This window comes from Comamonas badia DSM 17552, assembly GCF_000484635.1.
GTDB classification, from domain to species: Bacteria; Pseudomonadota; Gammaproteobacteria; order Burkholderiales; family Burkholderiaceae_C; genus Comamonas_C; species Comamonas_C badia.
Genome location: NZ_AXVM01000006.1, coordinates 64,015 through 90,364, shown reverse-complemented (window position 1 = coordinate 90,364; position 26,350 = coordinate 64,015). Strand labels below are relative to the sequence as shown.

The window sequence follows — 26,350 nt, the reverse complement described above, 5'->3', positions numbered from 1 at the left end:
CAAACCGGCTATTTTAGAATCGGCATCTTTTCATCAAAGACTGGCGCGTGCCGTGAATTTCGTTCTGGAAAATTGGTATCTGATCGTCCTCGCCCTGGCTTCCGGCGGCTTGCTGGCCTGGCCGGTGGTTTCCGGCGGCGGTACGGGCGGCCTGTCAGCCATGCAGGCGGTGCAGCTCATCAACCGCGAGAAAGCGGTGGTCATCGATGTCTGCGAGGCAGCGGAGTTTGCCGCGGGGCATGCCAGCGGCGCCAAGAACGTGCCGCTTTCACGGTTTCGCGAGCAGCTGCCTCTGGCCGTCAAGAACAAGAGCGTGCCGCTGGTACTGGTCTGTGCCCGCGGCATGCGCGCACGCCGGGCCGTGGGCATGGCGCGCCGGCTGGGGTATGAAAAGGCGCAGGCCCTGACGGGCGGCATGCATGCCTGGCGCGAGGCCAACATGCCAGTTGAAAAGGCGTGAGCGCAGCCCCAGCTACCTCCCACGCCGTCGCCCAGGGAATGAAAGGAACCATGCCGTGCAAGCCGTGAAGATGTACACCACCGCCACCTGCCCCTATTGCGTGCGTGCCAAGCAGCTGCTCACGCAGAGGGGAGTGGACACGATCGAGGAAATCCGGGTCGATGCCGATCCGAAGGCGCGCCAGCAGATGATGGACATCACCGGGCGGCGCACCGTACCGCAGATTTTCATCGGCGGCCGCCATGTGGGCGGGTGCGACGACCTCATGGCGCTGGACGCAGAGGGCGGCCTGGCGCCGCTCCTGAACGGCTGAAAGCCTGCGGCGATGCTCGCTGCATAATGCACGGTTGACCTGCCCGCTGCGGGAACCTCCCGGGCGGGCATTTTCGTATTCACCACACTCAAAGACCGACACCATGGCCGACGAACAAGCAAGCCCCGTATTCCAGATCCAGCGCATGTACCTCAAGGATGTGTCGCTGGAGCAGCCCAATTCGCCCGCGATCCTGCTGGAGCAGCAGCAGCCCAGCGTGGACATCCAGCTCGGAGTCGGCGCGGAAACCGTGGCCGATGGCGTCTATGAAGTCACGGTGACGGCGACGGTGCATGCCAAGCATGGCGAGAAGACGGTGTTCCTCGTCGAGGCCAAGCAGGCCGGCATCTTCGAAATCCGCAATGTGCCGCAGGAGCAGATGGAGAATGTGGTGCGCGTGGTCTGCCCGCAGATCATCTATCCGTACGCCCGCGCCAACGTCGCCGATGTGGTGACGCGCGCAGGCTTCCCTCCGGTGCATCTGGCGGAAATCAATTTCCAGGCGATGTATGACCAACAGCAGTCGGCGGCGGCCGTCCAGGGCGCCAGCGGCACGCAGCAATAAGCGGCATTTCGGTACTCAGGGCAGATGGAGCAAGCGCCTCAAGCTCTTGATATCGTAGTGCTCGGCGCGGGTGCGTGGGGTACGGCGATCGCCATCCATGCCGCCAGCCATCCCGGCGGGCACCGCGTATGCCTTTGGGCACGCGACGCGGCGCAGGCGAGCGCCATGCAGGTGGAGCGCGAGAACCGGCGCTACCTGCCGGGGGCTGTGTTCCCCGCCACGCTGCGCGTGGCCAGCGCTGACTTTGCCGGTCTCGTGGCGCCGGCCGATCTGGTGGTGGTGGCCACGCCCATGAAAGCCTTGCGCGGCATGTTGCAGACCTTGGGCGGGACTGCGGCGCCCGTGGCCTGGCTGTGCAAGGGCCTGGAAGCCGAAACCGGCCTCATGCCCCACGAGGTATGTGCCCAGGCGGCTCCAGACCTGGCTGCGGGGGCGCTCAGCGGCCCCAGCTTCGCCTTGGAAGTCGCGCGCGGGCAGCCGACGGCGCTGGTGGCTGCGAGCCGCCACGCCAGCGTGCGCGAAGCCCTGGTGCAGGCGCTGCATGGACAGCATCTGCGGGTCTATGCCAACGATGACCTGGTCGGCGTGGAAGTGGGTGGCGCGGTGAAGAACGTGCTGGCCATTGCCACCGGCCTGTGCGATGGGCTGCAACTGGGCCTGAATGCGCGCGCCGCGCTGATCACGCGCGGACTGGCGGAAATGTCGCGCCTGGGGCTGGCGCTGGGCGCGCGCGCCGAAACCTTCATGGGGCTTTCCGGGCTGGGAGATCTGGTGCTGACGGCCACGGGGGACCTGTCGCGCAACCGCAAGGTGGGCCTGCTGCTGGCGCAAGGCCAATCGCTGGCACAGGTGCTGCAGTCGCTGGGCCATGTGGCCGAGGGCGTCTACAGCGCGCGCACGGTGGCCGCGCGTGCGCGCGGCCTGCGTGTGGATATGCCGATCACCGATGCGGTGGTGGCGTTGCTCGATGGTCAGTTGCGGCCTGGGCAGGCCGTTGCCACACTGATGGGGCGCGACCCGCGCAGTGAGGGCATCTGAGGTTCAAGGCGATACGGTGCCGGTGGATGCGCGCATGCGCAGCGCGCCATCGAGCACCAGCACGCCCACGGCCGCGAAGATCGGCGCGTAGGTCAGCCACTGCGCGCCGCTGAGGCGTTCGCCCAGCAGCAGTGCGGCCAGCGCCAGCAAGATGGGCTCCACATAGCTCAGCAGACCGAACAGCCCCAGCGGCAGCAGGCGGCTTGCGGCCATGTACAGCGCAAGGGCCACCGCGCTGACGGCGCCGAGCGCCGGCACCATGCCCCACAGGTGCGGGTGGCCTGCGAACAGGCTGGTCGACGCCGGCGTCCGCAGGACGTACCAGAGCGCTGGCGGCACCAGCAGTGCCATGTCGACCCAGTGGCCTGCCAGGTGGTCGGTGCCCAGCTTGCGCCGCGCCACGAAGTACACCGTGTAGCCCAGGGCGACCAGCCAGGTTTCCCAGGACAGCGCGCCGCTGAGAAGGATTTCGTGCAGCACGCCCAGGGCGGCGAGCAGCACCGCCGCCCATTGCAGCGGCGACAGGCGCTCACTGAACAGCAGGCGCCCGGCAATCACCATCACCAGTGGCAGCAGAAAGTAACCCAGGGAGACGGCCAGCGCCCGCCCCTGCAGCGGCGCCCAGAGAAACAGCCACAGCTGCACGCCCAGCAGCGCGGCGCTGGCGCACAGCGCCAGGCCCCATGCGGGATTGCGCAGTGCGTGCAGGGCCATCGTGTGTACGCGCGGCCATTGCTTGCGCGCCAGCAGGATCAGGCTGGTGAACGGCAGCGTGCACAGGACGCGCCAGCCAAAAATCTGCTCGCCGTCCAGCGGTGCGAGCCAGGGTGCGAGGTAGTACATCGCTGCAAACAGCACCGATGCACTGACGGAAACAAGAATGCCGGTCCACATGGCAATTGAAGCCAATCATCTGGCTGGCGTTCGGGCCGCCCGGATGCAAGGCTACTCGGTATCGTCGAAGACCAGCGAGGGGTTGTTGATCACGCGCGTGCTGGCGCCAGGCGCCAGGCGCCCGGTCCCGGGGTAGCCGAAGCCGGTGCCGGGCTCCAGGGCGGCGGCAGCCACATTGGCCAGGGGCTGGTTCATGCCGACGTAGTAGCTGCCGGCAGGGGCGTCCACCGTCTGGCGCAGGACTTCCGGCGCTGGTGTGCCGGCCGCGCCCGACGGGAAGGTCTCGGTCAGTATCGATCCCGCTTCGGCAACGCGCATGACCTGCAGTCCGAGCATGCGCAAAGGTTCGGCGACCGCCGAATCGCCAGCCAGCCAGTAGCCGCAGGGCCTGGGGCGCTCGACGCTGGTCTGCAACTGCAGCGTCGAGGTCCAGCTGACCTTGCGGGAGGTGAGCGCTCCGGTTTCCGCATCGATCAGCGACAGGTCACGCTGCGAGGTGGTGGGGCTGGCCTGGATTGCCACTGTGCCCTGGCAGGCCTTCGACGCGATGTCACGCGCGACGAAGGTCTGCACCTGCAGCAGGTCGCCGCCACGTTCGGCGGTGCTGCGCAGCACGCTGCTCAGCGCCAGCACCAGGCTGTGCACCCGGCGCTGGATGTGCGCCGTGCCCAGATTCGAGCCGCGGCTCGCGATCTCCAGGCTGACGGCATTCTGCAGCCCGCCCAGGTTGCGCAGCGTCTGGGGCAGCGCATCGCCGGTGACCGCGCTCAGGCCGTTGTCCGAAGACTCGAGCCGGTACAGCCATTCATGCGTCAGCTGGCTCGCATCCAGGGCCTTGAGCATGGGGCGCAGATACCATTCCTGCGCTGCCTTGGTGATGAAGCCGGGTACGTTGGGCGCCGTGGCGTACTGCAGCAGGACATCGTAGCCGGGCAGCCAGTCGCCCTCGGCGGTCTTGAGCGCCGCCACCGGGTATTCGTGCACATCGGCAATGACGTTGGGGCGGACGGTGTTGATGAGCCTGGCCAGCGCCTGGGCCTCCGGTGTGCGCAGATCGAGGTGATCGCGGTCGAGGTCGGTGCCGTTGGCCGTGGCATGGAAGTCGCTGGCGGCGCCGTCGGGATTGGCGCGCACGACGATGACGACGTTGATGCGTTGCAGCATGGGTTCCAGCAGCCCTTGTGCGAGCTCACGGGCGATCACCATCAGCGCTTCGCCGCCTGCCGGCTCATCGCCGTGCTGCTGGCCGACCAGCAATACCGTGGGGCGTCCGTTGGACTGCGGGGATTTGTCCCCGCCGCGTGCCCCGGCGTTCAGCGCCAGCGCCTGGATGGCGATCCCGCCTTGCGAGCGGCCCAGATCCATCAGCCGGGCATTGACGCCGCTCTGCGGTGCCCGCGCGAGATCCCCCAGCCAATCGGACACTTCTGCATTGGTGCTGAAGGCACGGCGCCCCGGCTGCAGGCCCGGTGTGTCGTATTGCACCGGTGGATCGGGGAAGTGGGCGGCAGCGGCTGCCGTTTCAAGCGGCGCAGCGCTTGTGCCGGCCGCTATCGGAACGGCGGTGGCCGCCACGGGTTGGTCCGCGGGCGTGGCGGCGCCAGATGGCAGCGGTGCGGCAGTCTGGGTCTTTGGCGGCACCACCTTGGCGCCGGGCGCGGGCCATGGCGGCAGTGGCGTGCTGGTGCAGGCCCCCAGCACCAGCGCGACGGCCAGCGGCAATGCCCGCGAAAGGCCTTGGCGGATACGGATGGTCGGCTGGCCGGGGGAGAGGCGGGGCAACGATGTCATGGGCGGTTCACCAAAGCGGGGTGCGCGATGCGAGAGTGCCGATAGCTTGCCACAAAGCTGGGCGCCTGCTCCACCCATTGCCGCCAGTCAATATCTGGGCGCGCCGCCGCGCGGACCGCGTGAACGGTTTGCGCCACCGCCGCCGCCGCCGCGGCGCCCGCGCTGGCCCATCATGTCCACGCTGGTGCGCATGGGGTCCGGCTGTCCGCCGTGCCCGCGGGCACCGCGCGGCTGGTCCATGCCCATGCGGCCCAGTTGCGTGCCCAGATGGGCGTTTTCCCCCCGGGGCTGGCTGTCATCCCTGCGCTGGGCGTGTTGGTCGGGGCGCCGCCGTTCCTGGGGCTGGGCGCTGTTGCCGCCGTCAGCGCGTGTGTGCTGGCCTCTGCCCGCCGTTTGGCCGGCGGGGCGTGGCGTTCCGCGCGCAGCCTTGTTGGCGCGCATGCGGTCCATCATTTCGGTGCGTGCAGCCTTGGCTGCGGCCTGCATCACGTCGCGGCTGGGCGGCTTGCCGGCGCCGCCCCAAAGTGTCTGGCGCCCCATGGCGATGGGCTCGGCCTGCTCGCCTTCGTCCGGGCCGAAGCCGTCAATCACCTGAACCGGAATTTCCTGGCGCGTGAAGCGCTCGATTTCCATCATGAAGCCTTCCTCGTCCATGCAGACGAGGCTCACGGCATGGCCCTCGCGCCCGGCGCGTCCGGTGCGGCCGATGCGGTGCACGTAGTCCTCGGGCACGTTCGGGATTTCGTAGTTGACGACGTGCGGCAGGTCATCGATGTCGATGCCGCGTGCTGCAATATCGGTAGCTACCAGCGCACGTATATGGCCAGTCTTGAAGCCTTCCAATGCCTGAGTGCGCGCACTCTGGCTCTTGTTGCCATGCAACGCCATGGCGCTCACGCCGTTCTTTGCCAAAAACTCGGCCACGTTGTTGGCGCCGAACTTGGTGCGGGTGAACACCAGTACCTGGCTCCAGTCGTGCTGCTGGATGATGTGCAGCAGCACCTGTTTTTTCTTTGCACGGCCCACGGGGTGGATGACCTGGCTGATGCGCTGCACGGTGGTGTTGCGCGGCGTCACCTGGATGCTCTGCGGGTCTTTGAGCAGGCCATTGGCCAGCTCTCGGATTTCGTCGCTGAAGGTGGCGGAAAACAGCAGGCTTTGCTTGTCGCGCGGCAGCAGGGCGAGAATTTTCTTCACGTCGTGGATGAAACCCATGTCCAGCATGCGGTCGGCTTCGTCGAGCACCAGGGTTTGCACCTCCGACAGCGTCAGCAGGCCTTGCTGCTGCAGATCGAGCAGGCGCCCGGGTGTGGCCACGAGAATGTCCACGCCGCGGCGGATGCGTTCGACCTGGGGGTTCATGCCGACGCCGCCGAAGATCACCGTGGAGCGGACGTCCAGGTACTTGGCGTAGGCGCGGATGGCTTCCTCGATCTGCGCCGCGAGTTCGCGTGTGGGCGTGAGGATCAGCGCGCGGATGGGCGGACGCTTTTCCGCGCCGCGATCGAGCTGTGCGAGGCGGTGCAGCAACGGGAGTGCAAAGGCCGCCGTCTTGCCGGTGCCTGTCTGCGCTCCTGCAAGCAGGTCGTGGCCTTGCAGCACGGCGGGGATCGCCTGTGCCTGGATAGGGGTGGGAGCGTCGTAGCCCAGCTCTTGCACGGCGCGGAGCAAGGCTGGCGCCAGGTTCAGTTCTTCAAAAGTCATGTAATGTGGTCTGCACCCATCCTGGGCGCGGGTATCAGCCTGATGCCGCAGGGTTGGGGCCTGCGGTCCAGTACAACAGTGCTGATGGTTGCGAAAGTGCAGGCCATGTCGCATGGCCCGTGCGCCAGGTGGTCAGGGCGCGGCTGCCGGCGTGCTGGAGTGCCCGGCAGCCTGCTATTGTCGCATGCAAGGATAATCGATGCATGCATGCGCGTGCATGCTGTTGTATTCGGACCGCATCTCAAGAAGGAAACCATGGCCCAGTATGTTTTTTCGATGAACCGCGTGACCAAGACGGTGCCACCCAAGCGGCAGATTCTGAAGGACATATCGCTGTCCTTCTTCCCCGGCGCCAAGATCGGCGTGCTGGGCCTGAACGGCTCGGGCAAATCGTCGCTCCTGAAGATCATGGCCGGCATCGACAAGGAGATCGAGGGCGAGGCCATTCCCATGCCGGGCCTGACCATCGGCTATCTGCCGCAGGAGCCGCAGCTCGACCCTGAGCGCACGGTGCGCCAGGAGGTGGAAGACGCGATGGCCGAGGTGAACAACGCCCGAGCCCGCCTGGAGGAGGTCTACGCCGCCTACGCCGAAGAAGACGCCGACTTTGATGCCTTGGCGGCCGAGCAGGGCAAGCTAGAAGCCATCATCGCCGCCGCCGGCACCGACAGCGAGCACCAACTGGAGATCGCCGCCGATGCGCTGCGTCTGCCGCCCTGGGACGCGGTCGTAGGCAAGCTCTCGGGTGGCGAAAAGCGCCGCGTGGCGCTGTGCAAGCTGCTCTTGTCCAAGCCCGACATGCTGCTGCTGGACGAGCCCACCAACCACCTGGACGCCGAATCCGTCGAATGGCTGGAGCAGTTTTTGCACCGCTTCACCGGCACCGTGGTGGCCATCACCCACGACCGCTACTTCCTCGACAACGCTGCCGAGTGGATTCTCGAACTCGACCGCGGCCACGGCATTCCCTACAAGGGCAACTATTCCGATTGGCTGCTGCAGAAGCAGAACCGCCTGGAGTCCGAAAACAAGGGCGAGGAGGCGCGCGCCAAGGCCCTGAAGAAGGAACTGGAATGGGTGCGCCAGAACGCCAAGGGGCGCCAGGCCAAGTCCAAGGCGCGCATCGCCCGCTTCGAGGAACTGAGCGACTACGAATACCAGCGCCGCAACGAGACGCAGGAGATTTTCATTCCTGTGGCTGAGCGCCTGGGCACCCAGGTGATCGAGTTCCACGGCGTCACCAAGAGTTTTGGCGACCGCGTGCTGATCGACAACCTGAGCATGACGATTCCCGCGGGGGCGATCGTCGGCATCATCGGCCCCAATGGCGCGGGTAAATCGACCTTGTTCAAGATGATTGCCGGCAAGGAGCAGCCCGACAGCGGCCAGGTCATCGTGGGCCAGACCGTGCAGATGGCCTACGTGGACCAGTCGCGCGACGCGCTGTCCGATGAGAAAACGGTGTGGGAGGATATCTCCGGCGGGCTGGACATCATCAACGTCGGTAAATTCCAGATGGCCAGCCGCGCCTATTGCGGGCGCTTCAACTTCAATGGCCAGGATCAGCAGAAGCTGGTGGGCAAGCTCTCCGGCGGCGAGCGCGGGCGCCTGCATCTGGCCAAGACCTTGATCAAGGGTGGCAATGTGCTGCTGCTGGACGAGCCGTCCAATGACCTGGATGTGGAAACCCTGCGCGCGCTGGAGGACGCCTTGCTGGAATACGCCGGGACGGTGCTCGTCATCAGCCACGACCGCTGGTTCCTGGATCGCATTGCCACCCACATTCTGGCGGCCGAAGGTGATTCGCAGTGGGTGTTCTTCGACGGCAATTACCAGGAGTACGAAGCCGACAAGAAAAAGCGACTGGGCGAAGAAGGCGCTGCGCCGAAACGGGTACGCTACAAGGCGCTCAAATAGGGATTTTTCGTTTTCTCAGCCTGTCGCAGCGATCTGCCATGTCGGTTTCACCCTCGGATTCGGCGGCCATTTATCGCGCCTGCATCGTCAATGCCGTCAAGCGCAGCGCTGCGCTGATGGCGGATTTGGTGCGCCAGGTACGCGAGCACTGGGGCGAAGAACCAGGAGCGGGCGCGCAGGCGCATGCCGCAGCGCTGAGTTCCCTGGCCGGCAGCAGCAGCAAACTGGTTGCCGAGTACCCGATGGCGTTGCTGGAGCTGGTGGCACAGGGCGCGGTGACGGCGCAAGGGCGTGCCAGTGCCGAGGCTAGACCGGGCCGTGTCGAGCCGGGCGAAGCCCGCGCGCGGATGGAAATGGTCCGGACGCGCCAGCAGGTTGCGCGTGAGGCGGCGCCAGCGCTGACGGAGCTTGATGGTCTGATGGGGGCGGTACAGGGCTTTGAACGCGCCCAGCCGGAGCGCAACCCTTTGCGCCCTGGCAACTACGTTCGGGCGTTGTACGTCGTGGTGGCTGGGGCAGGCGTGCCCGATGAGGTCAGCCGCCAGTGGCTGCCACGGATGCAGGAGCGGTTCGGTGCGCTGCTTTCGCGCGAATACCGGCGGATTTCCGATGAACTGCGCGGGCAGGGCATCTGGCCGGTGCACTACACGCCCACGGTGCGCAGCCGGCAGGGCGATCTGGGGGGAACCACGGGGTATGGGGATGCCTCGGGTGCATTCCTGGCACCCTCGGAATTGGGGGTGTTGCCAAGCATAGAGTCTTCACTGTGGGATTCTGTCCGACCCGCGGGTATCGCGCCCGCGGATGATCCCACCGTGTATGCGGCCCCATCGGCAGGCGTGCCGATAGGCCGGGACGGCGCACCATCGGCAATGAGCGGCGGGAGGGCTGCGGCCCAGCCCGATCTGGCCCGTGATGTGCTGTCGCAGATGGTGGAAACGGTCGTGCGGGACGAGCGCCTGATGCCTGTTGTGCGCCATGCCGTCATTAGGCTGGAGCCGATTTTGCGGCGATTGGTGCAGGTGGATTCGCTTTTTTTCTTTGATGCAACCCACCCTGCCCGCCGGCTGCTGGACCGTCTGACGGTCAAGGGCCTGGAGGGCGCTGTATCCAGCGCCCAGTGGCGCAGTCGGTTTGCGCGTTCGGTGGAAGGCGCGCTGGCCAGCCTGACGGGCGATGGCGTGCCGACTGCCGACATGCTCGAGCGCGCCTTGCGGTCTTTGGACGCCGAGCCGAAGGCCGTGTCCGCAGCGGCTCCAGCGGAGGCCGCGTTGCAACCGGATCAGCTGCCCCGTCCCGATACGGTGACGGAAGCTGTTTTGTCTACCGCCCCAGGGCAGGAAAGTGCATCCCTGCAGCTGGGTGATTGGGTGGAAATTGACGGTGCGCATGGCATGTCGCGAACCCAATTGACGTGGTGCAGCCCGCGCCAGACGCTGTTTCTCTTCACCCAGACCGATGGCAGCACGCAGAGCATGACGGCGCGCATGGTGGACAAACTGCTGCAGTCCGGCGCCATGAAGCGCGCGGCTTCTTCCTGAGCGGAAAACGCAAAAAGATGAGCCTGCGGGAGGCGCCCTCCCGCAGGCGCGCCCTTGTTCCGATGGTTAGACGCCCAGATAGCGCTGGATGACCTCGGGCTGCTTCTTGAGTTCCGCGGTCGAGCTTTCGTGCACGATCTGGCCGTTGTTCAGGATGTAGGCCCGGGTGGCGAGCGAGAGTGCGGCCGCCAGGTTCTGCTCGATCAGCACGATGGTCTGCCCGGCCTTGGCCAGATCGCGGCAGACGCGGATCAGATCCTGGACGATGACGGGCGCAAGCCCTTCGAACGGTTCATCGAGCAGGATGACCTTGGGGTCGCGCACCAGTGCCCGAGCGATGGCCAGCATCTGCTGTTCGCCGCCTGAAAGATCGGTACCACGGCTGGTCTTGCGCTCCTTAAGGCGCGGGAACATCGCGTAGATGCGTTCCAGCGGCCATTTGTTCGATGCGGTCAGCCCGGCGAGGATGATGTTTTCCTCGACGTTCAGGCTGCCGAAGATGCGTCGCTCTTCATGCACCAGCTGCAGACCCTGCATGGCGATTTCGTGGGCCTTCTTGCCTGCGATTTCGACGCCATCGAGCTTGATGCTGCCCTTCTTCGGTCTGACCACGCCCGCAAGACTCTTGAAGGTGGTCGATTTGCCGGCTCCGTTGCGGCCCAGCAGGGCGACCACCTCGTTCTTTTCGACACGCATGCCCACATCGAAGAGGATGTGGCTGTCACCGTAAAAGCTGTTGACTCCACTGACTTCCAGCAGGCTCATTGCGTCTCTCCATGTACGCCGCCGAGGTAGGCTTCCTGCACCTGGGCGTTGTTCTTGATTTCGTCGGGCGTGCCTTCCACGAGCAGGCGGCCTTCCTGCAGCACGGTGACGCGTTCGACCAGCTCGAACAGCGAATCCATGTCGTGGTCGATGATGACCAGCGTGCGCCCCTTGGCGATCGACTTGAGCAGCGCCACGGTTTCCACGCGCTCCTCGGCGCTCATGCCGGCGAGCGGCTCGTCGAGCAGCAGCAGAGTGGGCGAGGTGGCCAGCGCAAGACCGACTTCGAGGCGGCGTTTTTCGCCATAGGCCAGGTCCGCCACAGGCGCATCCAGACGGTGTGTCAGGTGCACCAGGGCGGCGGTGCTGTTGACCTGGTTGGCAAGCCCGCGGACCTTGCCCATGGACTTGAGCAGATCGAGCTTGAAGGTGCCGCGGATCTCGGCCAGTGCAGCAATCATCAGGTTCTGGCGCACGGTCAGGCGCTCGAACAGCTGGTTGATCTGGTAACTCTTGGTCAGGCCGATCTGGCAGGCTTCGACCACGCCCATGTGCGTGATGTCGCGGCCGTCGAACTTGATCGTCCCGGCTGTTGGCTGGACCTCGCAGGTGAGCATTTTGAAGAAGGTGCTCTTGCCGGCGCCGTTGGGGCCGATGATGCCGCGGATTTCACCGTAGTCCACGCTGAAGTCGATGTCGCTGTTGGCGGCAATGCCCCCGTAGTGCTTGGTAAGCCCCTTCACTTCGATGATGTGGCCGGTTTTGTTGCGGGTGCTCTTGAGGTGCAGTGCGCCAGAGGTTTCCGCGGCCGCGCCACGTGCCGCAGGTTCCGGCGCCGTGGCGGCCTTTTGGGTACCGAACGCCATGCGGTAGAGATCGATGAAGGCGCCTGCGAGGCCGCGGCGCAGGAAGACCACCAGCAGCACGAAAATGATGCCCAGCACCAGTTTCCAGGAAGCGCCCAGATTCAGTGTGATCTGGAAGAAGTCGCTCAGCAGCAGCCAGGTCGCAGAGCCGAGGATGGGGCCGAACAGGGTGCCGGCGCCGCCAATGGCGGTCATCATCACCACTTCGCCGGAGGTTGCGAACATGAAGGCATCCGGCGGCATGAAACCCTGCATGACGGCGAGCAGCCCGCCGCCAAAGCCGGCGTACATCGCAGCGACGATGAACACGACGAGCTTGTAGCTGTGGATGTTGTGGCCCAGGGCGGTTGCACGGTCCGGGTTTTCGCGGATGGCGCGCATCACCAGGCCGAAGGGGGAACGCACGATGCGCAGCGCAATCACCAGGCCGACGAACATCCAGAACGCGAAGAATGCGTATTGCTCCAGCTCGCTCTCGAAATGGATGGTGGTGAAACCCAGGCCCAGGCTGGCCTGCGGTACGCCAGGCAAGCCGTTCTCGCCGCCGGTGTACTCCGCGAGAGGGTTGAACTCCATGAAGAAGAACACCTGGGCAATCGCCACGGTGATCATCGCGAAGTAAATGCCGGTGCGCCGCAGAGCGATCATGCCGACGAGGTAGCCCGCCACCGCCGCCACCAGGGCGCCAAGAAGGAGCGCGAGCACCACGTTGGTGAACGATGTGTGCGTCAGTAGATACGCGGCGAACATGCCACCCGTGCCGAAGAACGCCGACTGGCCGAAGGAGAGCAGGCCGGTGTAGCCGAACAGCAGGTCAAAGCCTATGCCCACCAGGCCGAAGATCATGATACGGTTGATCGTCGCCGGCGTGAAGCCGAGCGGTGGCAGGACGAAAGGAATGGCAATCAGTACGAGCAGCGTCACCAGCTCGGTGAAGAATGGAATTTTTCTTGACATCTGGAACTCTGGGATTTAAGTGCGGCCGATGGAGCCCATGAGCCCGCGCGGACGGAAGACCAGGACGAGCGTCATCGCCACGAACAGCATGATCTCGGAGTAGGCAGGGTTCACCATCGAGGTGAGGCTTTGAATTTCACCGGCGATCAGACCACCCAGGACCGCCCCCGGAAACGAGCCCACGCCACCGATCACGACCACCACGAAGGTCATCACCAGAATCGAGTCGCCGCTGTCGGGCGACATCGCGACGACCGGCGAATAGACGATGCCCGAAAACCCGGCCGCCATGGCACCGATGCCGAAGACCAGCGTGAAGACCTTGTAGACATTGATGCCCAGGGAATCAACGGCTACCGCATCCTCGATCCCGGCGCGCACGATCATGCCGATGCGCGTGCGGTAGAGCACCCAGTAGAGCGCGAACAGCGCCACGGCGATGATGCCCAGCAGCGCGAGCCGGTAGTTGGGATAGATCATGAACCCCATGTTCGATGCGCCCGAGAAAATGTCGGGCGGCGGAATCTTCTTGGACAGGCTGCCGAAGAAGTAGCGGATCAGTTCCGCAAACACGATGCTCAGCCCGAAGGTGACCAGCAGCTGATCCTCGTCCGGTCTGGAATAGAAGCGCTTGATGATCAGCTGCTCCATGATGACGCCGACGATCATCACGAAGACAGCCCCCGCCAGCACCGCGAGGATGTAGGAATGTGAATACTCGAACGCCAGCCAGCCGGCATAGCCGCCCAGCATGAACAGGGCGCCGTGCGCCAGGTTGAGCACGCCCAGCGTGCCATAGATGATCGTCAGGCCGGACGAGATCAGCGCCAGCAGCGCCCCCAGTACCAGCCCGTTGAACAGCTGCGAGATGAAATTGGCCGTGTTAATCACATTGCCCCGCCATGGTGTTGTCTAGAAAACGTGGTTTCAAACATGCTGCGCGCCCTTGCGTGAAACCAGCATCACGCAAGGGCGCCTCTCGAAAAACTGGCATGAATGCACCGCGGTGAGCTACCCGGCGCATTGCCTGCCGGTCAGGTGTAATCGCCCAGCTTGCAGCCGAATTCATCCGGCTTCTGGATGACCGTGGCGCCATCGACCATGTCGATGACTTCCCAGAAGTCCTCGTCGTTCTTCATGTCCTTCTTTTCCTTGCCGCGCACGATCACGACCGGGCGCACGCACTGGTGGTCTTGCGGGCGGTAGTGCACGTCACCGAGCAGCGATGGGATGGTCTCGCCCTTTTCCCACTGCTTGATCACGTCGGGCGGATAGAAGCTGCCGGCCTCCGTCACCATGCGGGCCCAGTGCGCGAAGCTGACGTAGCCGTTTTCTGCGCCCCACTCGGGGCGGTAGCCGTACTTCTTGTGGAAGGACTCGACGAACAGCTTGGCCAGCGGGTATTTGTCTTCCAGCGTCCACCAGAAATCCGTCGCGGCCAGCACGCCGTGGGTGATGTCCACGCCCGCTTCCTTGGCGATGAAGGGGATCTGGTAGGGCAGCACCAGGGTCATCTTCGGGATCAGGCCGAACTGCTTGGCCTGCTGCGACGACAGCACCGCGTCACGGCCCCAGTTCACGTTGATCAGGAACTCGGCGCCGGAGTTGGCGATGTTGGTGAGGTATTGGCTGAAGTCCTGCGTGCCCAGCGGGGAAACCTGGTTGGTCACCATCTTCCAGCCGGCTTCCTTGGTCAGGTAGTTGTTGACCGATTCGGTGGTGGTGTGACCGTAGGTGTAGTCAGGCGTCATGAACGCGGCCTTGCGGTTCTTGCCGAACTGCTTGACCATGACCGGTCCGATCGCCCGGGCCGCCATTTCACCGTAGAAGCCCTGGCGGAAACCGTAGCGCACGCAGTCCTTGCCGGTGGTGTCGTTGGAGCCGGAGATGCCAGCCATGTAGATGATTTTCTGCTGCTGCGCGAACTTGTTCATCGCCACGGCCACGGCGGATGAGGTCGAGCCGATCATCGCGATGACCTTGTTCTTGGCAATGAAGTTCTGCTCCACCTGCAGCGCCTGGTTTGGCTTGGCCGCGGAGTCGGCGGAGACGAGCCCCACCTTCTTGCCGTTCACGCCGTTGTTCACCTTGGGCGCAAGCTTCTTCATCAGCTCGTGGTTGGTGTTCATGTGCTCGATGGCGAGTTCCATGCCCTTGAGCTCGTCGGCGCCCTGCACCGCATAGGTGCCGGTCAGCGGCACGGCGGCGCCGATGTACACGGTGTCGCCCTTTGAGCCTTCAGGCCAGGTGCCCATGGCTGGCTGGTCTGCGGCCATGGCCCAGTGCATGCCGCCGAGGCTGGTGGCTGCCATGCCGCCGGCTGCGCCCATCTGCAGCGCGCTGCGGCGCGAAACGCCATTGAGGGAATCAAACTTGGACATATATCTCCTTCGTGGTTGTCAACCAGGGGCTGAATCACTTTGCGGCGACCTGCCGCAAATCACTATGAAGCGTTGCGCCGCCCATCGCAGGCACTTTCATGCATGCGATTTCATGGCTCGCTTTGCGCGACAGTGAAAATATAGGTGCCATGCGCCGGTCTGCACAGGCACGAAAACCCCGAGAAAATCGGCCTGAAAATCACGTTGTTTGTCAGCGGCGCGTAAGAGACAGGTCGCAGCACATGGGCCGCAGTGCCCGCTTGGCAGGCGGGTTTCGGGTGTGGAAGCCACCAGCGGCGCCGCCGGCGTCCTGCACCATTACCGGACGCGGGCGCTGTGTATCTGGCGCGCCGAAGGCGAATAGCCGAGTGCGATGGAAATTTCGTGTGCGCTGGCCTGCAGTTTGGGCAGCCAGCCATCATCCAGGCGGTCGGCGGGCGCCGATATCGAGAGCCCGGCCACGAGATCTCCCTGATCGTCATAGATGCCGGCGGCGATGCAGCGCACACCCATTTCCAGCTCTTCGTTGTCCCGCGCGATGCCGTACTGGCGCGCCCGGGCCAGTTCGCGTTCGAGCCCGGAAAGCTGGGTGATGCTGTTGCGCGTATGGCCAGGCAGGCCGGTGCGCGTGGCATAGGCACGCACGCGCTGCGGATCTTCGGCGGCAAGAAAGAGTTTGCCGGTGGATGTCAGGTGCAGCGGTGCGTGGCCGCCAATGGCACGCACCACCTGCATGCCAGAGCGCTCGCTGTAGGCGCGTTCGATATAAACGATCTCATCGCCCTGGCGCACGCTCAGGTTCACCGGCTGCTGGATCATCTTGTGCAGATTGCGCATGGGCACGATGGCAGCATCGCGCACATTGAGCCGCGCCTTCACCAGGTTGCCCAATTCAAGCATGCGCATGCCCAGCCGGTAGCTGCCGGCTTCCGGCCGATCGACGAAACGCCCGATGGTCAGGTCATTGAGAATGCGGTGCGCCGTGGAGGGATGCAGCCCGGCTTTTTCACTGATTTCCTTGAGCGACATGGCTTCATCGCGGGCGGCCAGGATGTCGATCAGCGTGAACATGCGTTCGATGACCTGGACGCTGGGACGCGGTGGAATGTCGGTGAGGGTGCGTTTCATGGCGTGCCTGAGTGCTGCTGCGAGCGAATTTTATCTGGTGAAACAGCCAGGCGCAATTTGCGTTTCGGCCCGCCTGCCGCCATGGACTGCGACAATCGGTTCCATTTGTCTTGTGGGAGCGTAGCGATGTTGCTCGATGCCGAAGAATCCCAGTTGGTGCTGGTCGACTACCAGGAACGGCTGATGCCGGTGATTCACGATGGCCCGGCGGTGCTGGCGAATGCACGCCGGCTGGCGCAGATGGCGAAAATGGCCCAGGTGCCGATTTTCGGGACGGAGCAAAACCCCCGGCGTCTGGGCCCCAACGATGCTCAGGTGCGGGAGCTGTGCGACAGGACGCTGGCCAAGATGCATTTCAGCGCGGTGGCCGATGGCCTGGCCGAATGGTTGGCGCCGCCCCCTACCGCACCCAGGGGCAACGCACGCAGCCTGCCCAGGCACCTGCAGAAAAGCCAGCCCGCCTCCGGTGAGCGCCCGAGCATCGTGATCGCCGGCTGCGAAGCGCATGTGTGCCTGTTGCAGACGGCGCTGGAACTGATCGACGAAGAATTTGAAATCTGGGTGGTGACCGATGCCTGTGGCTCGCGCACTGAGCGCAGCAGGGATGCCGCATTTGACCGGCTTGCCGGCGCAGGCGCTGAATTGGTGACTGCTGAAATGGTGGCGTTTGAGTGGCTGCGGACTTGCGAGCATCCATCGTTCAAGCCCATGCTTGGGCTGATCAAATGAATCGGGTGCCCAGTCGCTGTCAGATAATTGATGTTTGTTGACACATAGGAGACACGTATGAGTGCATTGGGTTCCGGCAATTACGCGAAGACGCGGGCTGTGGCTGAAGCCGATCCGCAGGGCTTCTGGGCAGGCATTGCCGAGGGTATCGCCTGGGACAAGCGCTGGGACACGGTCATCGATGACGCACGCAAGCCCTTCTACCGCTGGTTCGCGGGGGGCGTTCTCAACACCTGCTACAACTGCGTGGACCGGCACGTGGAGGGTGGCCGCGGCGACCAGCTGGCGCTCATCTATGACAGCCCGCTTGCGGGTACTCAGCGCAAGTTCACCTACCGCCAGTTGCAGGACGAAGTCGCGCGCTGCGCCGGCGTGCTGCGCGACATGGGCGTGGGCAAGGGCGACCGGGTCGTCATCTACATGCCCATGGTCGCCGAGGCGGCGATCGCCATGCTCGCCTGTGCCCGCATCGGCGCGGTGCATTCGGTGGTCTTCGGCGGTTTTGCGGCGCCCGAGCTTGCCAAGCGCATCGTGGATGCCAAGCCCAAGGTGATGATGTCCGCCTCCTGCGGCTTGCTGCCGGGCAAGGCCGTGCCCTACAAGCCGCTGCTGGATGAAGCCTTGGACATTGCCGGTGCGCCCGATACCCCCTGCCTGATCCTGCAGCGGCCCGAGCTGCACTGCGACATGGTGGCCCGGCGCGATGTGGACTGGAACGATGCCGTTGCCAAGGCGCAGCCGGCCGCTTGCGTGCCGCTGGCTGCGACGGATCCGCTGTACGTGATCTACACCTCGGGTACCACCGGCAAGCCCAAGGGCGTGGTGCGTGACAACGGCGGGCATGCCGTGGCGCTGCGCTGGTCCATGGATGCTGTTTTCGGCGTCAAGCCCGGCGATGTGTACTGGGCCGGCTCGGATGTGGGCTGGGTCGTCGGCCACTCCTACATCGTCTACGGCCCGCTGCTGCAGGGCTGCACCACCATTGTCTATGAAGGCAAGCCCGTGGGTACCCCCGATGCGGGGGCGTTCTGGCGCGTATGCGCCGAGCATGGCGTGAACGTGTTTTTCACCGCGCCGACGGCCTTTCGGGCGATCAAGAAAGAAGATCCGAATGGCGAGCTGGTCAAAAAGTACGACCTCTCCAAATTCCGCACGCTGTTTCTCGCGGGCGAGCGGGGCGACCCTGACACCATTGAATGGGCGCAAAACATCCTCGGCGTGCCGGCGATCGACAACTGGTGGCAGACGGAGCTGGGCTGGCCGGCCATCAGCAACTGCATGGGCCTGGAATACCTGCCGGTGCATCCGGGCTCGCCGACCAAGCCGGTGCCGGGCTTTGACATCCGCATTCTTGACGAAGAAGGTAAGGAAAAGGCGGCTGGCGAGATCGGCAGCCTGGTCATCAAGCTGCCCATGCCGCCGGGTACGCTTTACACGCTCTGGAACAACGAAGCGGGCTACGAGGAGACCTATCTCTCGCGCTACCCGGGCTATTACCTCTCGGGCGATGCGGGCTACATCGATGCCGAGGGCTACGGCTGGGTGATGTCACGCATCGACGACATCATCAACGTGGCAGGACACCGGCTCTCCACCGGGCAGATGGAAGAGATTCTGGCCTCGCATCCCGACGTGGCAGAGGCGGCGGTGGTGGGCGTGGCCGATGCGCTCAAGGGCCAGGTGCCGCTGGGCTTGGTGGTGCTCAAGATGGGGGTGCGGCACACCGATGAAGAAATCTGCAAGGACCTGATTGCCCGCGTGCGTGCGCAGCTTGGCGCCGTGGCGGACTTCAAGAGCGTGCATGTGGTGGCGCGCCTGCCCAAGACGCGTTCGGGCAAGGTGCTGCGCGTCACCATCCGTACCATGGCGGATGGGGGCGAGGTGAAGGTTCCGGCAACCATCGAAGATGATGCGGTGCTGCCGGAAATTCAGGAGGCGCTGACGGCGCTGGGCTACCCGCGCAAGCCGTGACGTCGCATCGCGCGCGGGGGCGGATCACCCGGCCCGCGCGCTCTCGCGGCTGGCGACGCGGTCGCGCCAGGCCTGCAGGGCGGCAAAACCCTCGGCGCCTGGGTTGAACTTCATCAGTTTGGCAAACTCCAGCGCGCAGAAGGCGGTGATGTCGGCGATGGTGAAGCGCTCGCCGGCCATCCAGGGCTGGCGGGTCAGCGTTGCATCGAGCCAGCGCGCGCTTTCGCGCACCTTCTCGCCTTGCGAGGTGCCGAAATCCGGGAACTGCGGCTGCTCCAGCGTGGCCAACCCGGGATGGGTGTGGCGTATGCAGTTGGCAATCGGCAACAGCCAATACCACTCGACGCGCCGGTCGTGCATTTCGATGAAGGCACGCTCCTCGAAGTCCTCGCCCATCAGGTTGTTCTGGGGGTGGGCGCCCTCCAGCCAGGTGCAGATGGCGCGTGTCTCGCTGAGCACGCGGCCGTCGTCGAATTCCAGTGCCGGCACGCGCGAGACCGGCACCTTGGCGTGGTAGCTGGCCGCCTTGTGCTCGCCGGCATTGAGGTCGATGGTGACGAAATCGATGCCGGTGATGGCTTTTTCGGCCATGAACATGAGCACGCGGCGGGGGTTGGGTGCGCGGGTGGCGGTGTAGAGTTTCACGGGGCTGTTTCCTGGATAAGTCCTGCAAGAGTCCGGATGGTACGGCTTCCGCCAGGCTGAGGTGCAGCCTCGGAGGCGCGATTGCAATCAAGGCAGTCGGTAGAATCCCCAGCTTGGCGCGCGGGTGGCGAAATTGGTAGACGCACCAGGTTTAGGTCCTGACGCCCTCACGGGCGTGCCGGTTCGAGTCCGGCCTCGCGCACCAGCCAGGAAAATCAGAATTCCAGGTTGTCGATGAGCCGCGTCTTGCCCAGGCGGGCAGCGCCCAGCGCTACCAGTTGTCCGGCTTGCGGCTTTCCTTCGGGCGCTTGCAGGTCGGCACGCTGGCGCACGGTCAGGTAGTCCACTTGCCAGCCTCGTGCGCCCAGCACCCGCGCTGCGTCGCTCTCCAGTGCTGGCAGCGGCTGGCGCAAGGCCAGCGCAGCCTGTGCAAGCGCCTGCAGCGCGCGACCTAGCTGCACGGCTTCGCCGCGCTCCTCGGGGCTCAGATAGGCGTTGCGCGAACTCAGCGCCAGGCCGTCCGTCGCGCGGCTGATGTCGGCGGTGGCGATGTCGATCGGCAGCGCGAACTGGCGCACCATCTGCCGGATCACCATTTGCTGCTGGTAGTCCTTGCGTCCGAAGACGGCAGTGCCCGGGTGGCCGCCGAAGACGCAGCCAAAGAGCTTGAGCACCACTGTGCAGACGCCGGCGAAAAAACCGGGGCGAAAATGCCCTTCGAGGACATCCGCGAGCCGCGGATCGGGTTGTACCCGGAAGGTCTGCGGCTGCGGGTAAAGATCGCTCTCGCGCGGGGCGAAGACGATGTCGCAATGTTCTGCTTCCAGAAGCTTGCAATCGGCTTGCAGCGTGCGTGGGTAGCTATCAAAATCTTCGTGTGGCAGAAATTGCAGGCGGTTGACGAAGATGCTTGCCACCAGCACATCGCCCAGTGGCCTGGCCTGGCGCACGAGTGCCAGATGCCCTGCGTGCAGGTTGCCCATGGTGGGAACAAAGGCCGGGCGGCCACGCCCGGCAAGTGCTGCGCGCAGATCGGCAATGGTATGAACGACTTGCATGGACGCGGTGGCGGTTACCAGGCGTGGAGACTGTCGTCGGGGAAGCTGCCGTTTTTCACGGCCTGCGCGTAGGCGTGCATGGCGTCCTTGATGCTGCCGGCGTCTTCCATGAAATTGCGCACAAAACGCGGCATCTTGCCTAGGTTCACGCCGAGCATGTCGTGCAGCACCAGCACCTGGCCGGCGGTGCCTTTACCGGCCCCTATGCCTATGGTGTGGCAGCGCGGCAGTTCCAGGGTGAGGCTGGCGGCCAGTTGCGCCGGCACCATCTCCAGCACCAGCATTTCGGCGCCGGCATCCTGCAATTCCAGCGCATGGCGGCGCAGCGTGGCGGCGGCTTCGTTCCCCTTGCCCTGCACGCGGTAGCCACCCAGCGCATGCACGGTCTGCGGCGTGAGCCCGAGGTGGGCGCAGACGGGGATGCCGCGCTCCACCAGAAAACGCACGGTCGGGGTGATCCAGCCACCGCCTTCGAGCTTGACCATGTGCGCGCCCGCCTGCATGAGCTGGGTGGCGCTTCTGAGCGCCTGCTCGGGCGATTCGCCGTAGCTGCCGAAGGGCAGGTCGCCGATCAGCCAGGCGGTACCCTGCACGCGCCGCACGCCGCGCGAGACACTGGCCATGTGGTAGCACATGGTCTCCAGCGTTACGCCGACGGTGCTGGAAAGCCCCTGGCAGACCATGCCGAGCGAATCGCCCACGAGGATGCACTCCACGCCCGCCGCATCGGCCACGGCGGCAAAGGTGGCGTCGTAGGCGGTGAGCATGGTGATCTTCTCGCCCGCTTCGCGCATTTGGGCGAGGCGCGGCAGGCTGATCGGCTTGCGCTGCGGCAGCGGCGAGGCGGGGGGCAGCGTGCCGTAGGGCGTGCCCGGGGTGGTGGCAGGAATGTTCATTGCGAGGCTCTGCTGAAAAAACCGGGGGCAAGTCTATGCCATGCAGCGCGGTGCAGCCTTGCCCAGCCATAAAAAAGGCCCGCTTGCGCGGGCCGTGAAACTGCGAAAAATCCGCTCGCCTCAATCCAGTGCAGTCTTTTTGCCGTCGACGAATTTGCTCAAGGTGTAGGTGGGATCCTTCATCTCGCCGTTGGATTCGAAGCGGATCTTGGAGGTCACGCCCTGGTAGTCGGTCTTCTGCAGGAACGGGATATAGACCTTGGGATCCCAGGAGTTGGCCCGCTTCATCGCGTCGGCCAGGATCATCACGCCGTCGTAGAAATACGGGCTGTAGACCTGGAACTGGCCGGGGAACTTGGCGTCGTAGCGTGCCTTCCAGTCCTTGCCACCGGGCATTTTCTCGATCGTCGAGCCGCCATCTGCGCAGACCACGTTGGCCAGGGTCTTGGCCTGGGCCGCGACGTTGGCAAGATCGGGAATGCACAAACCGTCGCCGCCAAAGACTTTCACATTGTTCATGCCCAGTTGCTGCATCTGGCGCAGCATCGGGCCGGCCTGGCCGTACATGCCGCCGTAGAAGATGGCATCGGGCTTCTTGGCCTTGATCGAGGTCAGGATGGCCATGAAATCGGTGGCTTTGTCGTTGGTGAATTCGTTGGCGACAACTTTCACGCCGAGCTTTTCGACCGTCGCCTTGTAGACGCTGGCAATGCCCTGGCCATAGGGCGTGCGGTCGTCCACGACGGCAACCGTCTTGAGTTTGGCGGTTTTCACGGTGTAGTCCGCCAGCGCCGCGCCCAGTGCGTTGTCGTTGGCGATCACGCGGTAGGTGGTATCCCAGCCCGGCTTGGTCAGGTCGGGGTTGGTGGCGGCGCCGGTGATCATCGGAATGCCGCAGTCGTGGAACACCTTGGATGAGGGGATGGCCACGCCTGAGTTCAGGAAGGTGACCGCGCCTGCGATTTTTTCATCGCAGAGCTTTTGCGATGCGGCCGTGCCCTGCTTGGGATCCGCTCCGTCGTCCTCCGCGACGAACACGAATTTCACTTTCTTGCCGCCGATTTCCATGCCCTTGGCGTTCAGTTCATCGACCGCCATGCGTGCACCGTTTTCATCGTCCTTGCCCATGTTGGCCTGCGGGCCGGAAACCGGGCCGATATGGCCGATCTTGATCACCTGCTCCTGTGCGAATGCGCCGGTGCTGACACCGATCGAACCCATGCCGGCCACGACGGCGGCGATGAACAACTTGCGCGAAATCTCCATGGATTGCTCCTGCGTTTGAAAATGCAAAGCGCAACCTTAGGGGGGTGCAGCGCTCGTGGCAATGGTGAAAACACGGGGATTTGCGCTTTTCACCACATGCATTCGAGCGGGCAGAAAAAAGGGCCGCACGAGGCGGCCCTTGATTGTGAAAGCACGGAGCTTTCGCGGCGGGATTACATGCCCATGCCGCCCATGTCGCCCATGCCGCCGGGCATGGCAGGCGCTGCGGATTCGTCCTTGGGCGCTTCGGTCACCGTGGCTTCGGTGGTGAGCAGCAGCGACGCGACGGAGGCGGCGTGCTGCAATGCGGCACGGGTCACCTTGGTCGGGTCCAGAATGCCCATCTCCAGCATGTCGCCGTAGGTGTCGTTGGCGGCGTTGAAGCCGTAGTTGCCCTTGCCGCCCAGCACCTGGTTGGCCACCACGCTGGGCTCGCCACCGGCGTTGGCGACGATCTCGCGCAGCGGCGCTTCGATGGCCTTCATCACCAGCTTGATGCCGGCGTCCTGCTCGGGGTTGTCGCCCTTGAGCTTGTCGCCCAGAGCCTGCTTGGCGCGCAGGTAGGCCACGCCGCCGCCGGCGACGATGCCTTCTTCAACGGCCGCGCGGGTGGCGTGCAGCGCGTCTTCCACGCGGGCCTTCTTTTCCTTCATCTCGACTTCGGTGGCAGCGCCGACCTTGATCACGGCCACGCCGCCGGCCAGCTTGGCCACGCGCTCCTGCAGCTTCTCGCGGTCGTAGTCGCTGGTGGCTTCCTCGATCTGGATGCGCACTTGCTTCACGCGTGCCTCGATGTCGGCTGCGGCACCGGCGCCATCGATGATGGTGGTGTTTTCCTTGGCGATTTCGACGCGCTTGGCCTGGCCGAGGTCGGCCAGCGTGGTCTTCTCCAGGGTCAGGCCCACTTCCTCGGCGATGACCTTGCCGCCCGTCAGGATGGCGATGTCTTCGAGCATGGCCTTGCGGCGGTCGCCAAAGCCCGGCGCCTTGACGGCGACGACCTTCAGGATGCCGCGGATGGTGTTGACCACCAGCGTGGCCAGGGCTTCGCCTTCGACGTCTTCGGCGATGATGAGCAGCGGACGGCTGGCCTTGGCGACTTGCTCCAGCGTGGGCAGCAGGTCGCGGATGTTGCTGATCTTCTTGTCGTAGAGCAGCACGAAGGGGTTTTCGAGCAGCGCGACTTGCTTTTCGGGGTTGTTGATGAAGTAGGGCGAGAGGTAGCCGCGGTCGAATTGCATGCCTTCGACGACTTCGAGTTCGTTCTCCAGGCTCTTGCCGTCTTCGACGGTGATCACGCCTTCCTTGCCGACCTTGTCCATGGCCTTGGCGATGATTTCGCCCACGGATTCGTCGGAGTTGGCGGAGATCGAACCCACCTGGGCGATTTCCTTGGAGGTCGTGGTGGCCTTGGAGGCCTTCTTCAGTTCTTCCACCAGGGCCACGACGGCCTTGTCGATGCCGCGCTTGAGGTCCATCGGGTTCAGGCCGGCAGCCACGTACTTGGTGCCTTCGCGCACGATGGCCTGGGCCAGCACGGTGGCGGTCGTCGTGCCGTCACCGGCGATGTCGTTGGTCTTGGACGCCACTTCCTTCACGAGCTGGGCGCCCATGTTCTGCAGCTTGTCCTTGAGCTCGATCTCCTTGGCCACGGACACACCGTCCTTGGTCACCGTGGGGGCGCCGAAGGAGCGCTCCAGCACCACGTTGCGGCCCTTGGGACCGAGGGTGACCTTCACTGCGTTGGCGAGGATGTTCACGCCTTCGAGCATGCGGGCGCGGGCTTCGCCGCCAAAAATTACGTCTTTTGCTGCCATTTCAAATTTCTCCGTTGGGCGTTGAGCGTCGGGCGTTCAGCGTGAACGAACCGCGCTCAACAAGAATCTGGGGTCTCGGGCTTCCACGTTCAACGCCATACGCCGAACGCTCAACCCAAGAATTATTTCTCGACGACCGCGAACAGGTCGTCTTCCTTCATCACCAGCAGTTCTTCGCCGTCGACCTTGACGGTCTGGCCGCTGTACTTGCCGAACAGCACGCGGTCGCCGGTCTTCACGCCCATGGCGACGAGTTCGCCCTTGTCGTTCTTGCGGCCGGGGCCAACGGCCAGCACTTCACCTTGGTCGGGCTTCTCGGCGGCGTTGTCGGGGATGACGATGCCCGAGGCGGTCTTGGTTTCGTTTTCGAGGCGCTTGACGATCACGCGATCGTGCAGAGGACGAAGTTTCATAGCATCTCCTGGAGGCTTACAAAGAAAATTGCATCGCAAAAACGGCCCAATGCGAGCCGTTTCATCGGTGGGTGGAGCGGTGTTAGCACTCAACTCCAACGAGTGCTAATGATATAGGCGTTTTGGCGTATTTCAAGGCGCAGGGCCGCGCCTCTTGCAAAAAGAAGAGGCGCGCGCGGGTTCAGGCGCCCGCGCCATCGGGGAGCAGCCCGAGGCAGCGGTCGAGGATGTGGAAGTGGTCTTCGAAAAAATCCGCTTCCATCGCGGGCAGATCGCTGATGGGTCGCCACTGGGCGCTGGCTGCGTCGTCGCCGCCACGGACAGGGGGCAGGGGTGCGTTGCCCAGGTCGAAGTGATGGACATGCGTGATCGTGCGCCCGCGCTGGCTGCGCCCGGGGTGATCGAACACCCGTACCTGCCGCAAAGCGGCGCGCAATTGCGCTTCGGTGGCGCCGCACTGGGTTTCCTCGCGCAGTTCGCGCAGGCAGGATTGCCACAGCGTGTCGTGCGGCTCCAGAAAGCCGCCGGGCAGTGCCCACAGGCCCTTGCCGGGGGCATGGCCGCGTTCTATCAGCAGCACCCGACCCTGGCATTGCAGCAGCGCGTCCACGGTGACGAAGACCGGTGGCCAGGGGGCGCTGGCCCACGCGGCGCGGTAGTCGCGCAGCATCTGCCATTCCTGCGCCAGCGCGCCATGGGCGGGCGTCTGGGCAAAGGCCTTGAGCCATGCCAGCGTCGCAGCGGGCGCTTCCGGGATGAAGGGCGCCAGTGCCGCATCGATGGATGGGCCTGCCGCACCGAACCACGCATCGCGCAGCAGGGTGGAGTCCATGCGCCCGATGCGCGGCATGTCGATGCGCGACCAGCCAGGAAAGGCGGCAAGGTAGCCGCTGCTGGTGTCCTTGAAGTGGCCAACCAGCGCGACGGTGTCGCGATCGCCGGAGATCGAAGCCACCGCCGTGCGCACCGCCCGGGCCCAGCGCGGTTCGTCGTAGTAGTCGCGCACCGGCAGGACGGTCAGGCGTTCGGCGAGCGACGCGTCCACGCTGGCGCGCAGCAGGTCGGCACGCTCCTGCCAGGTGAACGGGTTTTTCGGCGAGCGCGCCTGAAACGCCGAGCCGACCACGACGATCACCATGCGTGCGCTGCGGAAAGCCTCCTGCAGCAAGGCCAGATGGCCGTTGTGCGGGGGCTGGAAGCGTCCGATCAGGACAGCGACGTCATGCATCACCGGT

23 protein-coding genes and 1 tRNA gene are annotated in these 26,350 nt (G+C 64.7%); 9 read left to right on the top strand and 15 right to left on the bottom strand.

The features are described from left to right. The first annotated feature begins 52 nt into the window (after nt 1–52). The 4 genes from K320_RS0113420 to K320_RS0113405 all read left to right on the top strand — a co-directional run bounded on the left by K320_RS0113420 (nt 53) and on the right by K320_RS0113405 (nt 2,376). Entirely contained in the window at nt 53–460 is a 408-nt protein-coding gene (locus K320_RS0113420) for a rhodanese-like domain-containing protein (protein ID WP_024539351.1), read from the top strand. A 55-nt stretch (nt 461–515) separates the two neighbouring features. Next, nucleotides 516–773: a glutaredoxin 3 gene (gene grxC / locus K320_RS0113415; RefSeq protein WP_024539350.1), complete on the top strand. Its 258-nt coding sequence runs from the start codon at nt 516–518 to the stop codon at nt 771–773. A gap of 103 nt (nt 774–876) precedes the next feature. Continuing rightward, on the top strand, nt 877–1,338 hold the full coding sequence (gene secB / locus K320_RS0113410; RefSeq protein ID WP_024539349.1) for a protein-export chaperone SecB: 462 nt from the start codon (nt 877–879) through the stop codon (nt 1,336–1,338). A gap of 24 nt (nt 1,339–1,362) precedes the next feature. After that, complete coding sequence (locus K320_RS0113405; RefSeq protein ID WP_024539348.1) at nt 1,363–2,376, top strand: NAD(P)H-dependent glycerol-3-phosphate dehydrogenase; 1,014 nt, start codon at nt 1,363–1,365, stop codon at nt 2,374–2,376. 3 nt (nt 2,377–2,379) lie between these two features. Here K320_RS0113405 and rarD read toward each other — a convergent pair whose 3' ends face one another. The 3 genes from rarD to K320_RS0113390 all read right to left on the bottom strand — a co-directional run bounded on the left by rarD (nt 2,380) and on the right by K320_RS0113390 (nt 6,765). Further along, nucleotides 2,380–3,270 carry an EamA family transporter RarD gene (rarD, locus tag K320_RS0113400; protein ID WP_024539347.1) on the bottom strand — a complete coding sequence of 297 codons (891 nt, stop codon included), beginning with the start codon at nt 3,268–3,270 and terminating at the stop codon, nt 2,380–2,382. Between the two features lie 51 nt (nt 3,271–3,321). Then, nucleotides 3,322–5,061, bottom strand: a complete 1,740-nt coding sequence (locus K320_RS0113395; protein WP_029696138.1) for a M14 family metallopeptidase — start codon at nt 5,059–5,061, stop codon at nt 3,322–3,324. Between the two features lie 87 nt (nt 5,062–5,148). Next, nucleotides 5,149–6,765: a DEAD/DEAH box helicase gene (locus K320_RS0113390; RefSeq protein ID WP_024539345.1), complete on the bottom strand. Its 1,617-nt coding sequence runs from the start codon at nt 6,763–6,765 to the stop codon at nt 5,149–5,151. A 255-nt stretch (nt 6,766–7,020) separates the two neighbouring features. On the opposite strand from K320_RS0113390, the gene ettA reads away from it, so the two are divergent. Both ettA and K320_RS0113380 read left to right on the top strand, forming a co-directional pair. Further along, nucleotides 7,021–8,682 carry an energy-dependent translational throttle protein EttA gene (gene ettA, locus K320_RS0113385; protein WP_024539344.1) on the top strand — a complete coding sequence of 554 codons (1,662 nt, stop codon included), beginning with the start codon at nt 7,021–7,023 and terminating at the stop codon, nt 8,680–8,682. Between the two features lie 38 nt (nt 8,683–8,720). Beyond that, nucleotides 8,721–10,223 carry a DUF1631 family protein gene (locus K320_RS0113380; protein ID WP_024539343.1) on the top strand — a complete coding sequence of 501 codons (1,503 nt, stop codon included), beginning with the start codon at nt 8,721–8,723 and terminating at the stop codon, nt 10,221–10,223. A gap of 66 nt (nt 10,224–10,289) precedes the next feature. Here the strand turns inward: K320_RS0113380 and K320_RS0113375 are convergent, their stop codons facing one another. The 5 genes from K320_RS0113375 to K320_RS0113350 form a co-directional block, all read right to left on the bottom strand. Then, entirely contained in the window at nt 10,290–10,988 is a 699-nt protein-coding gene (locus tag K320_RS0113375; RefSeq protein ID WP_024539342.1) for an ABC transporter ATP-binding protein, read from the bottom strand. Then, nucleotides 10,985–12,811, bottom strand: coding sequence for a branched-chain amino acid ABC transporter ATP-binding protein/permease (locus K320_RS0113370; protein ID WP_024539341.1), 1,827 nt, complete (start codon nt 12,809–12,811; stop codon nt 10,985–10,987). Before K320_RS0113370 ends, K320_RS0113375 begins: the two co-directional genes overlap by 4 nt. A 15-nt stretch (nt 12,812–12,826) precedes the next feature. After that, the gene (locus K320_RS0113365; RefSeq protein ID WP_024539340.1) at nt 12,827–13,702 is read right to left on the bottom strand and encodes a branched-chain amino acid ABC transporter permease; all 876 of its coding nucleotides are present in this window, start codon (nt 13,700–13,702) and stop codon (nt 12,827–12,829) included. Between the two features lie 143 nt (nt 13,703–13,845). Continuing rightward, nucleotides 13,846–15,192, bottom strand: coding sequence for a substrate-binding protein (locus K320_RS0113360; RefSeq protein ID WP_024539339.1), 1,347 nt, complete (start codon nt 15,190–15,192; stop codon nt 13,846–13,848). A gap of 318 nt (nt 15,193–15,510) precedes the next feature. After that, on the bottom strand, nt 15,511–16,320 hold the full coding sequence (locus K320_RS0113350) for an IclR family transcriptional regulator (protein WP_024539338.1): 810 nt from the start codon (nt 16,318–16,320) through the stop codon (nt 15,511–15,513). Between the two features lie 126 nt (nt 16,321–16,446). Here K320_RS0113350 and K320_RS0113345 point away from each other — a divergent pair, with 126 nt between their 5' ends. Together K320_RS0113345 and K320_RS0113340 are read left to right on the top strand one after the other, a co-directional pair. Further along, a complete protein-coding gene (locus tag K320_RS0113345) occupies nt 16,447–17,049 on the top strand; it encodes an isochorismatase family protein (RefSeq protein ID WP_024539337.1) in 603 nt (200 codons plus the stop codon). A gap of 57 nt (nt 17,050–17,106) precedes the next feature. Next, nucleotides 17,107–19,020: an acetate--CoA ligase gene (locus K320_RS0113340; protein ID WP_024539336.1), complete on the top strand. Its 1,914-nt coding sequence runs from the start codon at nt 17,107–17,109 to the stop codon at nt 19,018–19,020. 24 nt (nt 19,021–19,044) lie between these two features. Here the strand turns inward: K320_RS0113340 and K320_RS0113335 are convergent, their stop codons facing one another. Further along, nucleotides 19,045–19,665: a glutathione S-transferase family protein gene (locus K320_RS0113335; protein WP_024539335.1), complete on the bottom strand. Its 621-nt coding sequence runs from the start codon at nt 19,663–19,665 to the stop codon at nt 19,045–19,047. 118 nt (nt 19,666–19,783) lie between these two features. Here K320_RS0113335 and K320_RS0113330 point away from each other — a divergent pair. Then, nucleotides 19,784–19,870, top strand: a tRNA-Leu gene (locus tag K320_RS0113330). Nucleotides 19,871–19,880: 10 nt separating this feature from the next. On the opposite strand, the gene panC is transcribed toward K320_RS0113330, so the two are convergent. The 6 genes from panC to K320_RS0113300 all read right to left on the bottom strand — a co-directional run bounded on the left by panC (nt 19,881) and on the right by K320_RS0113300 (nt 26,343). Next, entirely contained in the window at nt 19,881–20,723 is an 843-nt protein-coding gene (gene panC / locus K320_RS0113325) for a pantoate--beta-alanine ligase (protein WP_024539334.1), read from the bottom strand. A gap of 14 nt (nt 20,724–20,737) precedes the next feature. After that, nucleotides 20,738–21,619 (bottom strand): 3-methyl-2-oxobutanoate hydroxymethyltransferase, encoded by an 882-nt coding sequence (gene panB / locus K320_RS0113320; RefSeq protein ID WP_024539333.1) that lies wholly within the window; start codon nt 21,617–21,619, stop codon nt 20,738–20,740. Nucleotides 21,620–21,739: 120 nt separating this feature from the next. Continuing rightward, nucleotides 21,740–22,885, bottom strand: coding sequence for a branched-chain amino acid ABC transporter substrate-binding protein (locus tag K320_RS0113315; protein ID WP_024539332.1), 1,146 nt, complete (start codon nt 22,883–22,885; stop codon nt 21,740–21,742). Between the two features lie 173 nt (nt 22,886–23,058). Then, the gene (groL, locus tag K320_RS0113310; RefSeq protein WP_024539331.1) at nt 23,059–24,702 is read right to left on the bottom strand and encodes a chaperonin GroEL; all 1,644 of its coding nucleotides are present in this window, start codon (nt 24,700–24,702) and stop codon (nt 23,059–23,061) included. Nucleotides 24,703–24,824: 122 nt separating this feature from the next. Further along, nucleotides 24,825–25,115, bottom strand: a complete 291-nt coding sequence (gene groES / locus K320_RS0113305; protein WP_024539330.1) for a co-chaperone GroES — start codon at nt 25,113–25,115, stop codon at nt 24,825–24,827. A gap of 181 nt (nt 25,116–25,296) precedes the next feature. Further along, nucleotides 25,297–26,343, bottom strand: a complete 1,047-nt coding sequence (locus K320_RS0113300; protein ID WP_024539329.1) for a bifunctional nicotinamide-nucleotide adenylyltransferase/Nudix hydroxylase — start codon at nt 26,341–26,343, stop codon at nt 25,297–25,299. Between the last annotated feature and the right edge of the window lie 7 nt (nt 26,344–26,350).